The sequence below is a fragment of the Promicromonospora sp. MEB111 genome, assembly GCF_030209445.1.
Lineage (GTDB): Bacteria > Actinomycetota > Actinomycetes > Actinomycetales > Cellulomonadaceae > Promicromonospora.
Genome location: NZ_JARVSD010000016.1, coordinates 126253 through 139183, shown reverse-complemented (window position 1 = coordinate 139183; position 12931 = coordinate 126253). Strand labels below are relative to the sequence as shown.

13 protein-coding genes are annotated in these 12931 nt (G+C 75.6%); 8 read left to right on the top strand and 5 right to left on the bottom strand.

Annotation, left to right across the window (positions count from 1 at the left end; translation table 11 throughout):
* The first annotated feature begins 59 nt into the window (after nucleotides 1–59).
* Nucleotides 60–896: an HAD family hydrolase gene (locus tag QRN56_RS19875; protein WP_285106133.1), complete on the top strand. Its 837-nt coding sequence runs from the start codon at nucleotides 60–62 to the stop codon at nucleotides 894–896.
* A 28-nt stretch (nucleotides 897–924) separates the two neighbouring features.
* Here QRN56_RS19875 and QRN56_RS19870 read toward each other — a convergent pair whose 3' ends face one another.
* Nucleotides 925–1548 carry a TetR/AcrR family transcriptional regulator gene (locus QRN56_RS19870; RefSeq protein WP_285106131.1) on the bottom strand — a complete coding sequence of 208 codons (624 nt, stop codon included), beginning with the start codon at nucleotides 1546–1548 and terminating at the stop codon, nucleotides 925–927.
* Between the two features lie 114 nt (nucleotides 1549–1662).
* Here QRN56_RS19870 and QRN56_RS19865 point away from each other — a divergent pair, with 114 nt between their 5' ends.
* The 6 genes from QRN56_RS19865 (at nucleotide 1663) to QRN56_RS19840 (ending at nucleotide 6824) form a co-directional block, all read left to right on the top strand.
* The gene (locus QRN56_RS19865; protein ID WP_285106130.1) at nucleotides 1663–2475 is read left to right on the top strand and encodes an SDR family NAD(P)-dependent oxidoreductase; all 813 of its coding nucleotides are present in this window, start codon (nucleotides 1663–1665) and stop codon (nucleotides 2473–2475) included.
* Nucleotides 2475–2888 carry a nitroreductase/quinone reductase family protein gene (locus QRN56_RS19860; RefSeq protein WP_285106128.1) on the top strand — a complete coding sequence of 138 codons (414 nt, stop codon included), beginning with the start codon at nucleotides 2475–2477 and terminating at the stop codon, nucleotides 2886–2888. Before QRN56_RS19865 ends, QRN56_RS19860 begins: the two co-directional genes overlap by 1 nt.
* Before the next feature lie 103 nt (nucleotides 2889–2991).
* Nucleotides 2992–4218 (top strand): YibE/F family protein, encoded by a 1227-nt coding sequence (locus QRN56_RS19855; RefSeq protein ID WP_285106126.1) that lies wholly within the window; start codon nucleotides 2992–2994, stop codon nucleotides 4216–4218.
* Nucleotides 4219–4317: 99 nt separating this feature from the next.
* The gene (locus tag QRN56_RS19850) at nucleotides 4318–5214 is read left to right on the top strand and encodes an NADP-dependent oxidoreductase (RefSeq protein ID WP_285106124.1); all 897 of its coding nucleotides are present in this window, start codon (nucleotides 4318–4320) and stop codon (nucleotides 5212–5214) included.
* Nucleotides 5215–5286: 72 nt separating this feature from the next.
* Complete coding sequence (locus QRN56_RS19845) at nucleotides 5287–5919, top strand: TetR/AcrR family transcriptional regulator (protein ID WP_285106123.1); 633 nt, start codon at nucleotides 5287–5289, stop codon at nucleotides 5917–5919.
* Complete coding sequence (locus QRN56_RS19840) at nucleotides 5916–6824, top strand: alpha/beta fold hydrolase (protein WP_285106121.1); 909 nt, start codon at nucleotides 5916–5918, stop codon at nucleotides 6822–6824. Before QRN56_RS19845 ends, QRN56_RS19840 begins: the two co-directional genes overlap by 4 nt.
* 146 nt (nucleotides 6825–6970) lie before the next feature.
* On the opposite strand, the gene QRN56_RS19835 is transcribed toward QRN56_RS19840, so the two are convergent.
* The gene (locus QRN56_RS19835) at nucleotides 6971–7756 is read right to left on the bottom strand and encodes a TetR/AcrR family transcriptional regulator (protein WP_285106119.1); all 786 of its coding nucleotides are present in this window, start codon (nucleotides 7754–7756) and stop codon (nucleotides 6971–6973) included.
* A gap of 213 nt (nucleotides 7757–7969) precedes the next feature.
* Between QRN56_RS19835 and QRN56_RS19830 the strand changes: the two genes are divergently transcribed.
* Nucleotides 7970–8773 carry an SDR family NAD(P)-dependent oxidoreductase gene (locus QRN56_RS19830; RefSeq protein WP_285106117.1) on the top strand — a complete coding sequence of 268 codons (804 nt, stop codon included), beginning with the start codon at nucleotides 7970–7972 and terminating at the stop codon, nucleotides 8771–8773.
* 20 nt (nucleotides 8774–8793) lie between these two features.
* Here QRN56_RS19830 and QRN56_RS19825 read toward each other — a convergent pair whose 3' ends face one another.
* From QRN56_RS19825 to QRN56_RS19815, 3 genes are all read right to left on the bottom strand, one after another.
* Nucleotides 8794–9216 (bottom strand): hypothetical protein, encoded by a 423-nt coding sequence (locus QRN56_RS19825; protein ID WP_285106115.1) that lies wholly within the window; start codon nucleotides 9214–9216, stop codon nucleotides 8794–8796.
* 147 nt (nucleotides 9217–9363) lie between these two features.
* Nucleotides 9364–10926, bottom strand: a complete 1563-nt coding sequence (locus QRN56_RS19820; RefSeq protein ID WP_285106113.1) for an arylsulfatase — start codon at nucleotides 10924–10926, stop codon at nucleotides 9364–9366.
* Nucleotides 10923–12917, bottom strand: coding sequence for a fumarylacetoacetate hydrolase family protein (locus tag QRN56_RS19815; RefSeq protein ID WP_285106111.1), 1995 nt, complete (start codon nucleotides 12915–12917; stop codon nucleotides 10923–10925). Before QRN56_RS19815 ends, QRN56_RS19820 begins: the two co-directional genes overlap by 4 nt.
* Nucleotides 12918–12931 lie beyond the last annotated feature (14 nt).

The window sequence follows — 12931 nt, the reverse complement described above, 5'->3', positions numbered from 1 at the left end:
TTCCAAAATGTCCTAGTATGAGGGATGATGGGCCCGCCACCTATCACCAGGGGAATATCGTGACCGCGACCGCCTCCGGGGCCACCGCAGCACCGCTCGACGTACCCACGTCCACGCCCGCCCTCGTCGCCTGCGACGTCGACGGGACCCTTGTCCGCACCGGCCGCCGGGCCACCCCCGCCGTCGTCGAGGCGCTCGCGGCCGTGCGTGCCGCCGGGCACCACCTGGTGATCGCCACCGGCCGGTCGCTGTCGGGCGCGGTGCAGGTGGTGCGGCAGCTCGGCGTCCGCGACGGCTGGGTGGTCGCGGCGAACGGGGCCGTGACCGCGCGCCTGGACCCGGACGGCTACTCGGTGGTCGAGGTGCGGACCGTGGCGGCCGAGCCCGTGGTCCGGCTGGTCACGCGCATCCGGCCGGACCTGCGGCTCGCCGCCGAGGTGGTCGGCACCGGCTACCGCGTCACCAGGCGGTTCCCCGAGCGGCAGCTCCACGGGCACCAGGAGGTGCTGCGCCAGGTCGAGGACATCTGGGCGCGGCCGACGCCACGCCTGGTCGTCTACGGGCAGTGGGCCCAGCGCCTCGCCCCGGCGCTGCGTGCGGCCGGCGTCACCGCGATCCCCGCCCGCGTGGACTGGGTGGACGTCACCGCCCCCGGTGTCAGCACCGCGGTCGCGCTGGAGAGCATCCGCGTCGGGCTCGGCGTCGCGTCGTCGCGGACCGTGGCCGTGGGCGACGGGGAGAACGACCTGGAGATGTTCGCCTGGGCGGCCGTGTCGATCGCCATGGGGCACGCACCCGCCACCGTTCGCGCGGCCGCCCACCGTGTCACGGGCACCCTGGAGCAGGACGGCGCGGCGTCCGCCCTGCGCGACGCGCTCCTGCTGTCGACGGCCTGACCGCCGACGGCCCGCCCGGCCCCAGGGGCTACGCGGTGCCGTAGCGGGCGACGGTGGTCGCCACCGCCTCCTCCACGGCGTGCTCCACCGCGGCCGGCGTCGGGTCCCAGCCGACCACCATGAGCCGGGGCCAGAACACGAAGTTGCCGATCATGCCCAGAAAGTTCGTCGCGGCCAGGACCGGGTCGTCGACGCGGGCCGTCCCGGCGTCGTGCTCGGCCTGGAGGTAGTGCTGGACCTCCCGGAAGAACGGCATCTTCCCGGTCTCGAACTGGGTGTCGGCGACCTGCGGGAACCGCGGCATCTCGGCGATGACCATCCGGTACAGGCCCACCATCTCGGGGCGGGACATGAGGGCGGCGTAGCGGCGTCCGTGCACGCGCAGACCGCGTGCGAGGTCGCCGGGCCCGGGCGTCGTGCCGCCGTCGTCCGCCGCGGCCCACTGCTGGGTGACGACCGCCTCGAACAGGCTCGCCTTGGTGGGGAACTGCTTGAACAGCGTGGCCTTGGAGACCTCCGCGTCCTGCGCCACCCGGGCGAGCGAGGCGCCCGCGTAGCCGTGGGCCATGAACAGGCGGGTGGCGGCGTCGACGATCGCCGTCCGCTTCTGCTCCGCGAGCTGCTGGTGGTACACGCCCGTCCCTGTCGCCATGCGTCCATCATGCCGGAACCTGCGAGGTGAGTCACTTGACTCATAACCTCCGGCCGACGTACCGTCTCGATCGTTGCGAGTCGAGTGACTCGCAACTCGACGAGAGGACACGCCGTGCGGCGATTCGAGAACAAGACGGTCCTGGTCACGGGTGCGGGCGGGGGCATGGGCGTGAGCCACGTGCGCGCCTTCCACGCGGAGGGGGCCCACGTGGTGATCGCGGACCGGGACCCGCGGCGCGGGGCCGGCCTGGCCGCCGAACTGGGGGAGCGGGCCCTGGCGGTCACCCTGGACGTGCGCGACGAGCGGCAGTGGGCCGACGCCGTGGCGGCGGCCGAGGACCGGTTCGGGCCGGTGTCGGTGCTGGTGAACAACGCGGGCGTGCCGCAGGCGGCCGCGACGGTGGAGCACACCGAGCTCGCCGACTGGCAGCGCCTGCTCGACGTCAACGTGACCGGGCAGTTCCTCGGGATCCGCGCCGTCACGCCGTCGATGCGGCGCGGCGGGGGCGGCTCGATCGTGAACATCGCCTCGACCATGGCCAACACCGCCAGCCCGTACTTCGCTGCGTACGCGACGAGCAAGTGGGCGCTGCGCGGCCTGACCCGGACGGCGGCCCTGGAGCTCGGCCGCGACGGCATCCGGGTGAACTCGGTGCACCCCGGCGTGGTCTCGACGTCGTTCATCACCGAGCCGGCGGCTCCCGGCGCCGTGCCCATCGCGGCCGCCTACACGCCGGAGCCGTTCGCGATCCCGCGCGTCGGGCAGCCCGAGGACGTGACCCGGCTGACGCTGTTCGTGGCGTCCGACGACGCCGCCTACGCCACCGGCTCGGAGTTCGTGGTCGACGGCGGGCTGCTGCTCGGTCCGGCCCTGCAGCACGACGTGCCGGACGTCGCCGCGCGGCACGAGGGTGAGGCAGCCTGATGGACGCGGCGGTGCGCCGGGCGGTCGAGATCACGCCGGCCGCGACGACCCGGCAGCGGATCGTCGACGTCACGACGACGGGGCGGCGCACCGGCCTGCCCCGGCGGATCGAGATCTTCTTCTACCACGTGGCCGGCCGCACGTACCTGTGCAGCGGCACGGTCGACCGGCCGAGCTGGTACGTGAACCTGGTGGCCGAGCCCGCCCTCACCTTCCACCTCAAGCACGGCGTGCGCGCGGACCTGCGGGCGACCGCCCGGCCCGTCACCGAGGAGGCGGAGCGGCGCGCGGTGCTCACCGAGATCGTCGCCGACCTCAACCAGCCGGCCAACCCGGGCCACCTGGCCCAGCCGGTGGACCTGGAGGACTGGGTGCGGCGGTGCCGGCTGGTCGAGGTGAGCTTTCTCGACTGACCGGCCGAGGTGCCACGCACCGATCGGACGGTGCAAACTGCCGATCTCGGACCGTGCTCCGGCTCGCCGCGCCCGCGGCGCGCTCGTGAGCCAGGATGTCGGCATGGCGCACGCTCCCTCGCACGGCTCGGCGGGCCCTGCCGCGCCGAGGACCACGTTCTTCCTGGTCATGATCCTGGTCTCGGCGCTGCTCGCGACGCTGGCCGGGTTGTGGCTCCTGTGGCCGAGCGCCGGCGACGTGCCCGACCGGGTGCCGAACCGGGCCGAGGGCACGTCCTTCGTGGACGTCACGATCGCGGGACCCGCGGACCCGGCCACCGGGAGCATCCCGGTCGAGCTCGCCGACGGCGGCACCTCGCGGATGCAGTCGCCCGGCCCGTCGGTCCCGCTCACCGAGGGCGACCGGATCACCGCGGTGGACATCTCCCAGGTCGCGCAGCCCGGCGTCGACCCGCTCGTGTTCATGGACTTCCAGCGCGAGCTGCCGATCGCGCTGCTCGCCGTCGTCTACGCGCTGGTGGTGCTGCTCGTGGCGCGCTGGCGCGGCCTGGCGGCGATGGCCGGGCTAGGGATCGCGTTCGTGGTGCTCCTCGGGTTCACGATGCCGGCCCTGCTCGCGGGGCAGGACGCGTTCGGCGTGGCGCTGGTGACGTCGTCGCTGATCATGTTCGTCACGCTGTACCTGGCGCACGGGTTGTCGGCACGCACCTCGACGGCGCTGCTGGGCACGCTGGTGGGCCTCGCGCTGACGGCGGGGATCGCCGCCTGGGCGTCGGGCGCCGCGCAGATCACCGGCGGCACCGACGAGGCCTCGGCCTTCCTGCCGTCCAGCGCGCCCGCCGCGGACCTGCGCGGTATCGCGCTGTGCGGCATCGTCCTGGCCGGCCTGGGCGTGCTGAACGACGTGACCATCACGCAGGCCTCCGCGGTGTGGGAGCTGCGCGCCGTCGCGCCGGCGGCGACCCGGGCCGAGCTGTTCACGAGCGCCATGCGGATCGGCCGCGACCACATCGCCTCGACCGTCTACACGATCGCCTTCGCCTACGTGGGCGCCGCACTGCCGCTGCTCATGATCGTCTGGCTCGTGGACCAGTCGCCGCTCACGGCCCTGACCTCGGGCGAGATCGCCGAGGAGGTGGTGCGGACCCTCGTCGGCTCGATCGGCCTCGTGCTCGCCATCCCCGTGACCACCGCGATCGCCACCCTCACCGTCCCGGGGCCGACGACGGACCTCGTGGGCGACGCCGGCCTCGAGCCGTCGTCGGACCCGGAGCTGATGGCGCCCGTGTCGGAGGCGTGGGCCGCGCAGGCCCGGGCGTCGGAGGCCTGAACCGCGGAGTCCTGAACTTCCGGGGTCCTGAACTTGCGGGGTCCTGGACTGCGGTGTCGTGCGCGGCGGGCAGACTGTGCTTGAGGGAGAGGACGCACGATGCGCGCAGTGGTGTACGACGAGTTCGGCGGGCCCGAGGTGCTGCACCTCGGTGAGGTCCCGGAGCCGGAGGCCGGACCGGGGCAGGTCCGGGTCCGGGTCGAGGCGGTAGGCCTCAACGCCTTCGACGGCAAGGTCCGTTCGGGGGTCATGGAGTCCGCGTTCCGCACCCGCCTCCCGGCGGTGCCGGGGCTGGAGGTGGCGGGCGTCGTCGACCAGGTGGGGGCGGACGTCGCCGGGGTCGCCCCGGGCGACCGGGTCACCGGGTGGACCAGCCGCGGCGCCGCGGAGCTCGCGCTCCTGAAGAGGTGGGCCCCGGTGCCCGACGGGCTCGCCGTGACCCAGGCGGCCGCGCTCCCCGTGGTGGGCGAGGCCGCCCGGAGGGCACTGCGCGTCCTCGGTCCGCGGCCGGGGGAGACCCTGCTGGTGCACGGGGCCAGCGGCGGCATCGGCGGGCTGGTGACCCAGCTGGCCGTCGCGGCGGGCGTGCGCGTGATCGGCACGGCGTCGCCCGCCAACCAGGGGCGGGTCGCGGCGTACGGGGCGACTCCCACGACGTACGGCGCCGGGCTCGTCGAGCGTGTCCGCGCGCTGACGCCCGTCGTCGACGCCGTGCTCGACACCTCCGGAGCGGGTGTGCTGCCGGACAGCATCGAGCTGCGGGGCGGCACCGACCGCGTGCTGACCCTCACCGACCCGGCGGCGCACGACCTGGGCGTGGAGTTCGACGAGCGGTCCCAGCCCTCGGCCACCGAGCTCGCCGACCTGGTCGGCCTCGTGCTGCACGGCGAGGTGTCGGTGCCGGTCGCGCACGTGCTGCCGCTCGCCGAGGCGGCGCGGGGGCAGGGCCTGGTCGACGGCGGGCACTCCGGCGGCAAGGTCGTGCTCGTGCCCTGACGCGCCGGGGCGGTTCGCTCGTCGGCGCTCGTAGTGACCAGTGCGGTAGTTTGGGTCACTACGGAGGTGCGCATGCCCAGACCGACCATCCCGGACCGCCGGGAGACGCTGCTCGACGTCGCCGAACGGCTCGTGCTCGACCGCGGCTTCGACGCGATGTCGATGCAGTCCGTGGCGGACGCCGCGGGGGTGAGCAAGGGCGGCGTCTACCGCGAGTTCGCGGGCAAGCACGAGCTGCTCGACGCCGTCCTGCTGCGCTCGACCACACGGCTCGGCGACCGGGTGGACACGCTGACGGCGCACCTGCCGCGCCCGGTCCCGCTGAGCGCGCTCTACCGCGCCGGGGTCGAGGCGCTGCTGGCCGACCCGCTGATGTCCGCGGCGTTCCTGGACGACCGTGCCGTGCTCGGCGAGCACGTGCGCGCCGTCGGCCCGGATCGGTACCGCGCCCGGTTCCGCTGGATCACGGCGCACGTCGAGGAGCTGCGGGCCGCCGGCCGCGTGCGGCCCGGCGTCGACCCCGAGGCGGTCTCGCTCGCCCTGTCCAGCGTGACGATCGGGCTGCTCTCCGCCTCGGCGCTGGTCGGGCCGCTGACGCCGGACCAGCTGCGGGCCGCGCTCGGGGTGGTCGCGGGGCTGGTGCGCGACGGCATCGACGTCGGCCCGGACGACGCAGGCCCTGACCAGAAGGAGACCCGGCCATGACGACCACGACCACCACCTTCGACGACGTCCGCGACCTGACCGTCGCGGGCGGACCGGTCCGCCTCTGCACGAGCGGCCGAAGCGACGCGCCGCCGGTCCTGCTGCTGCACGGCGCGATGCTGGACACGGCAGAGCTGGACTGGATGCACGTGGCGCCCGCGCTCGCGGAGCGCTTTCGGGTCCTGGCGATCGACCTGCCGCGGCACGGCGGCAGCCGCCCCTGGTCGGGACCCGTGGACCAGCCCCTGCTCCAGCGGGTCGTGATCGGGCTCCTCGACCAGCTCGGCATCGAGCGGGCGGCGCTCGTCGGGCTCTCGATGGGCGGCGGCGTGTCGATCGGCACGGCGCTCGACCACCCGGACCGCGTCAGCGCCGCGGTCCTGCTGGCGCCGGGCGGGCTCGGCGCGCGGCGTCCGGCGCAGCTCGTCACCTGGCTGTCCACGCGCACGCCCGGGCTGCTCCGCGCGACGACGGCGTGGCTGGCGCGGAGCCCGCGCGCGGTGCGCCGCTCGCTCGCCGACAACCTGCAGCACGGTGCGGACACCCCGGGCTTCGAGCGTGCGGTCGAGCTCGCGCAGCGGGAGGCCGAGCAGAAGGCCCGGCACCGCGAGCCGGCTCTCGACGACTGGCAGTCCCTGTCGTTCGGGCCGTTCGCGATGCGCACCGACTTTCTCCCGGCCCTGCACCGGCTGTCGGTGCCGACGCTGTGGGTGCGCGGCTCGGAGGACCCGCTGGTGCTCCAGCCCGAGCTCGACGCCGCGGTCGCCGCGGCGCCCGGAGCACGGTCGGCGGTGCTGCCCGGCGCGGGCCACCTCTCCACGCTGGACCAGCCCGACCGCGTGGCGGCTCTGGTCGAGGAGTTCCTCCTGGCGCACGCCGGTGCCGCCGACCCGGGCCGCCGCTGACCCGGGCTGTGCCGGGCCGCCGCTGACCCGGGCTGTGCCGGGCCGCCGCGGAAGGTGCGCTTCTACCCAGCGATCAGGCCCGAAAAGAGGCTTGTTCCGGGCCCAATCGCTGGGTAGAAGCGCACCTCTCAGGGCGGCGGGTCGGGTCAGCGGGTGGCCTCGCGGACCAGGCCCTCGATCTCGGCGGTGAGCAGGGTGCCGCCGTCGAGGCCCATGGTGTCGAAGCCGCCGACGAGCTCCAGCGACACCAGGCCGTGCACGCGGTACCAGGTGGACAGGGCCAGTCGCAGCGCGCCGGGCGCGGTCTCCGGCGGGGCGCCGAGCGACCGGCCCCACCGGGACAGCTCCGCGTCGAGGCCCTGTCGCGTACCTGACTCTCGGCCTGTGCCGGTCTCTCGCCCTGTGCCAGGCTCGTCGCGGGCACGGCCCCTGCCGTCCGCGACACCTGCGTCGTCCCGCACGAGTTCCTGGAGGGCCGTGACCAGCGCGAGCATGCTCTGGGTGATCGGGCCCACGTGCTCCAGCGGGTTCACGGCCTCGCGCCGGCTGCCGGTGAAGAGCATCGCGTAGCGCCGCGGGTGGTCCAGCGCCCAGCGTCGCCACGCGTGGGCGATCGCCGCGACACGCTCGGCGGCGGGCCGGTCCGACGCCGCACGCGCGGCACCCTCGACGGCGCTGCCGAGATCCGTGTACCCGGCCAGGACCAGGGCGTCGAGCAGCGCGTCGCGGGAGGCGAAGTAGTGGTACAGCGCGGGCGGTGTCATGCCCATCGCCTTGCTGACCGAGGCGATCGACAGCCTGTGGGCCCCGCCGGAGTCCACGAGCTCCAGCGCCCGCTCGACGATCTCGTCGACCGTCTGCCGCCTCAGGCGCTCGCGACGGGTCAGGGTCCGCGTCGGTGCGGGCCGGGTGTCGACGTCGTCCACGGGCATGCCGCGAGCCTAGTGCCAACTCCGGGAGCAGGTGCCCGGGGCGCAGCGCGGCTCAGTCGCCCGGGACATCGACCTGGTCGACGCCCGGGGCCGGGCGCGGTGCGGAGCCGGCGTGCGACACACCCGGGGCACGCCTGGCACGATGACGCGCATGGCGACTGACTCCGTGCGCACCCACGCACCCACCCCGGCGCACACCCCGGCCGGCACCCGATGACCCGCACCTGGTTCGTCACCGGCGCGGGCCGCGGGCTCGGCCGGGCGATCACGGTCGCCGCCCTGGAGCGCGGCGACCGCGTCGCGGCGACGGCGCGGGACCTGGCCGCGCTCGACGACCTCGTGGCCGGGTACGGCGACGCCGTCGTGCCGCTGCGCCTGGACGTGACGGACCCGGACGAGGCCCGGGACGCGGTGCGGACGGCTGCCCAGGCGCTCGGCCGCATCGACGTGGTGGTGAACAACGCGGGCTACGGCCTGTTCGGCACCGTCGAGGAGATCACGCCCGAGCAGCTGCGCGACCAGCTCGACGTCAACCTCTTCGGCGTGCTGCACGTGACCCAGGCGGCCCTGCCGGTGCTGCGCGCGCAGGGCAGCGGGCACGTGGTGCAGGTCTCCAGCTCCAGCGGGGTCGCGGCGTGGCCGGGGCTCGGCGGCTACAGCGCGTCGAAGTGGGCGCTCGAGGGGCTGTCGGAGGCGCTGGCCCAGGAGGTCGCGGGGTTCGGCATCCACGTCACGCTCGTCGAGCCGGGACCCGTGGACACCGCGTGGCGCGACGAGTCGGCGGTGCGCGCCGCGCACCTGCCCGCCTACGACGCGCTGCGCGCGTCGGCCTGGCACCCGCCGGGTTCGTCGTCCCCGGCCGACGTCGCCCGCGTGGTCCTCGCCGTGGTCGACGCCGACGAGCCGCCGCTGCGCATCCTGGTCGGGGATCTTGCCGCGGACGCCGTGCTGCCGATCACCGAGGAGCGGGTCGCCGCGTGGCGGCGCTGGGAGGACCTGGGGCGTTCGACGGGCTGACGGCGGCGCCCCCGGGCCGGTCAGTGCGTGCGCCAGCCCGGCAGCAGGCGGTCCAGGACGTCGGCCAGGGGCATGGACTCGCCGTCCTTCCCGCCGGCGCCGAGCACCAGTGGCGGACGGCGCGTCTCGGGGCGGACACCGCGCAGGCGGTCGAGCAGGCCGATGGGCGCGGTGAGCACGTAGAAGTCACCGTCGGTGCTGACCCCCGCGCTCCGGTCGACGCGCAGGTACCAGCCCTTCAGCTCGGTGCGCGCCGTCCCGCGCCCGCCGTAGCCCTGGACCTGGAGGTCCTCGGGGGCGAGCCCGGCGGTGCGCGCGGCGGCCACGAACTCGCGCAGCATCGCCTCCGCGCGGGTGTGCTCGGCGTCCTGCCGCGCCTCCAGGCGCTCCGCCTGCACCCGGACCGCCTCGGCGCGCTGCCGGGACCACTCGTCGTCACGCATGCGCGCAGTCTCGCACTTTCATCCCGAGGTCGGCAGTTGGCATCGAGGTCGGCACAGGCCTGTGCCGACCTCGATGCCAACTGCCGACCTCGCCTACGGAGTGCTGACCTCAGCCCCAGCCTGCTCGTTTCGACCGCCGAGGCCGGGTCAGTCCGGGAGGACCGATCTCTCCAGCCCGCGCTCGCGGTAGTACGCCAGCAGCCGGTCCCACTCGATCACCCCCGCCGACCGCGCCCACGCCTCCCAGCAGCGCTCCAGCCGCGCGACGATGTCGGGGTGCGCGCCCGCGAGGTCGTGCGTCTCGCCGCGGTCCACGCCCACGTCGTACAGCTCCCATGGCCGCCCCGCCTCCCGCACCAGCTTCCACCGGCCGCGCCGCACCGCGGCGTTGCCGAGGTGCTCCCAGAACAGCGGCCGCTCCAGCGTCGCCGCGCCTCGCCACTGGTCGAGCATGCTCACGCCCGCCATGCCGTCGGCGTCGCCGCCCACCGCGCGCAGCACCGTCGGCGCGACGTCGACCACGTGGCCCGGCCCCGCCGTCCGGCCCCCGCCGCCCACGCCGCCCGCGGGCCACGACGCGATCAGCGGGGACGCGATGCCGCCCTCGTGCACCCACCGCTTGTAGAGGCGGAACGGCGTGTTCGACAGGTGCGCCCACGCCCGCCCGTAGCTCGCGAAGGTGTCCTCCGGCCCCGGGACGACGGCGGGGGAGTTGCCCACCCGCACCGCCCGCCCGTCGCGCGTCGTCGGCGGGGACACGTCCGGGGCGAGGCGGCCCGACGGCGGCGGCAGCTCCTCCGCGCACGCCCCGTTGTCCGAGCAGAACACGACCAGCGTGTCGTCCAGCGTGCCCTGCGCCGCGAGCTGGTCCAGCAGCGCGCCCACGCCCCGGTCCATGGCCTCGACCTGCGCCGCGTAGACCGCCATGCGCTCCGCCTCCCACTCCCGGTCGGAGGTCTCCGCCCACGCCGGCACGCGCGGGTCGCGCGGCGGCAGGCCGTCGGCCGTGGCCAGGCCGAGGCGGTGCTGCGCGGCCAGCCGGCGCTCGCGGAGCCGGTCCCAGCCCGCGAGGTAGCGCTCGCGGTACCTCGCGACGTCGGCCTCGCGCGCGTGCAGCGGCCAGTGCGGCGCCGTGTACGCGAGATACAGGAACCACGGCTGGTCGGCGCGGTGCGCCCGCTCCACGAACCCGCGCGCGTACCGGGTCAGGTCGTCCGTGAGGTAGTAGTCGCCCGCGGTGGCGGACGGCGGCAGCCGCTCCTCGCCCCGGACCAGCGGCGGCCGGTAGTAGCTGGTCGCGCCGGGCAGCACGCCGTAGAACTTGTCGAACCCGCGGCGGGTGGGCCAGGTCTCGTCGGGCTGGTCCGTCCGCGACGACAGGTGCCACTTGCCCGCGAGCGCCGTCGTGTAGCCGACGGCACGGAGCCGCTCGGCGAGGGTCGGCGCCGCGGGGTCGGGCGAGCCGCGGTACCCGTGCGGGCGGTCGTCGCTGGTGAGCACGCCGACGCCGACGTCGTGCGCGTGGCGGCCGGTGAGCAGCGCGGCGCGCGACGGGCTGCAGCGGGGTGTCGCGTAGAAGGAGCTCATCCGTACGCCGCGCCGGGCCAGGCGGTCCAGGGCGGGGGTGTCGATCTCGCCGCCGAACGCGCCGAGGTCGGAGAAGCCGAGATCGTCGGCGAGGACGACCAGCACGTCGGGCCGGCGGGTCATGGTGCCCCCGGGGCGATCCGGGCGCGGACCGTGCCCAGGCCCTCGACGCCCGCGGCCACGTCGAGCCCTGCCGCGTACTGCTCGCGCGTGACGCGCACCCGGGCCGACGCCGACCCCAGCGTCACCACGTCGCCCGGGAACAGCGTGATCATGCGGGAGATCGTGGCCAGCAGCTCGCCGGGTCCTGCGGTGTACTCGGCCGTCGATCCGCGGACGGTGCCCGCCGCCGTCGTCAGCCACGTCTCGCGCCCCCACCAGCCGGCCGGGTCGGGGAGGTTGCCGACGGGCAGGAGCTGGCCGGGCGCGGGCAGCAGCACGTTGAAGCCGTCGGCCCAGCGTCCGTAGACGGCGCCGATGCCCCGCTCGCCGGCACGGGCGGGCTCGGCGACGGCGTCGGAGAACGACTGGTCGCACAGCGAGACCAGGGGCGTGTACCCGAGCACCAGGTCGTCGAGCCCTGACCCGTCGGGGGCGTCGGCGACCAGGCGGCGCACCACCAACGCCAGCTCGACCGCGACGACCAGGTCCGTGGCGCGCGCCGGGACCCGCACGGGGTCGCCCGCGGGGACGCCGGCAGTGCTGCCCGCCGAGAGCGCTGAGGCCGGGCCGTTCAGGAAGCGGGGCACGGCGAGCCGCGGCAGGCCGTCCGGGCCGTCCGGGCCGTCCGGGTCGGGGGCGCCGGCCGGGGCGGCGTTGCCGAAGGCGGTCCAGAAGTGCCGCGCCCGGGCGACCGACCAGTCCGCGGGCGCCCTGATCACCGTCGAGCCGGGCTCGGCGCGCTCGCGCAGGGCGAGCTCGCGCACGGCCCACGAGGGGTGCCGGGTGAGGTCGGGCGGCGTCGGCCCCGGGCCGTCGTCGGGCACCACCACCGGGTTGGCCAGCGCGCCCACACGTTCGATCTCGACCTCGAGCCGCGTGCCGGCGGCGACCTCGCCGGGGGTGACGGGCAGGCCGTCGATGCCCATGGTGCCGAGGTGGATCACGTCGCCCACGTGCAGCGACGCGAACGAGGAGTACCAGGCGAGCACCCGCTCGATGCCCAGCAGGGTCGCGCCGCTGTGCGCGCGGTCGCGCGTGCGGCCCGACTGCCGCGTCCACATCAGCAGGTCGTAGGGGTCGCCCACCTCGTCCTTCGTGACGAGGTACGGGCCCATGGGGCACATGCTGTCGGCCTTCTTGCCGCCCCACGACGCCGTGGCCTGGAACAGCCAGTCCTGGTAGCCGGGCGGCAGCGAGTAACCGGTGCCGGCGTTTCCCGGCACGGCGGAGAAGTAGTGGGTGCCGGACACGTCGTCCACCACGGTGTAGCCCGCCACGTGCTCCATCGCCCGCTCGACCGGGACGTCCCGCCCGGCCCGGCCGATCACCACGGCCAGCTCCACGTTGTAGGCCATGGCGGGCAGGTGGTGGCCGTGCCGCACGACGACGGGCGCGCCGTGCCCGACGACCGCCCCCTGCGGCCGCTGGTGCCCCAGCGGGAAGAGGTTGAGCAGCGGCACGCCGGGCCTGTTCCGCACGAACGACGGCGAGTTCGTCACCAGCCCCCAGCACAGGCGCGGCCTCGGGACCGGCGCGAGCAGCTCGACGCCGTCGTCCGCCGCGCCGTCACCCGACCCTGTGCCGCCCGACCCTGTGCCGCCCGACCCTGCGCCACCCGACCCTGTGCCGCCCGGGCCGCCGACGCGGTGCCCCGAGCGCGGCAGGATCGTCACGTCGGTCCGTGCTCGCTGCTCGACGGCGGCGGCGAGCCGGGACAGGGCGGCCAGGCCGGCGTCGTCGAGCGCGAGGAGGCCGACGAGCGTGTCCGGCCACGGCCCCGCGAGGAAGCGCGGGGCCGCGGCCGGGCCGGTGGCGGGGACGGCCGCGTGCGCCGCCAGCGCGGCCTCGGCGCGGACCGGCTCGACGAGCCACTCGTGGTCCGTCACACCGGGGTCCCGCAGCACGACGCCCCAGCGCTCCGTGCCCTGGGCCAGGAAGCTGGCGAGCCTCACGGCTGTTCCCTCAC

What these genes read in the sequence shown, in the direction of transcription:
- QRN56_RS19850 (WP_285106124.1), top strand. Translation starts at nt 4,318, where the DNA reads ATGCGCGCAGTGGTGTACGACGAGTTCGGCGGGCCCGAGGTGCTGCAC.
- QRN56_RS19845 (WP_285106123.1), top strand. Translation starts at nt 5,287, where the DNA reads ATGCCCAGACCGACCATCCCGGACCGCCGGGAGACGCTGCTCGACGTC.
- QRN56_RS19840 (WP_285106121.1), top strand. Translation starts at nt 5,916, where the DNA reads ATGACGACCACGACCACCACCTTCGACGACGTCCGCGACCTGACCGTC.
- QRN56_RS19830 (WP_285106117.1), top strand. Translation starts at nt 7,970, where the DNA reads ATGACCCGCACCTGGTTCGTCACCGGCGCGGGCCGCGGGCTCGGCCGG.
- QRN56_RS19870 (WP_285106131.1), bottom strand. Translation starts at nt 1,548, where the DNA reads ATGGCGACAGGGACGGGCGTGTACCACCAGCAGCTCGCGGAGCAGAAG.
- QRN56_RS19835 (WP_285106119.1), bottom strand. Translation starts at nt 7,756, where the DNA reads ATGCCCGTGGACGACGTCGACACCCGGCCCGCACCGACGCGGACCCTG.
- QRN56_RS19820 (WP_285106113.1), bottom strand. Translation starts at nt 10,926, where the DNA reads ATGACCCGCCGGCCCGACGTGCTGGTCGTCCTCGCCGACGATCTCGGC.
- QRN56_RS19860 (WP_285106128.1), top strand. Translation starts at nt 2,475, where the DNA reads ATGGACGCGGCGGTGCGCCGGGCGGTCGAGATCACGCCGGCCGCGACG.
- QRN56_RS19855 (WP_285106126.1), top strand. Translation starts at nt 2,992, where the DNA reads ATGGCGCACGCTCCCTCGCACGGCTCGGCGGGCCCTGCCGCGCCGAGG.
- QRN56_RS19825 (WP_285106115.1), bottom strand. Translation starts at nt 9,216, where the DNA reads ATGCGTGACGACGAGTGGTCCCGGCAGCGCGCCGAGGCGGTCCGGGTG.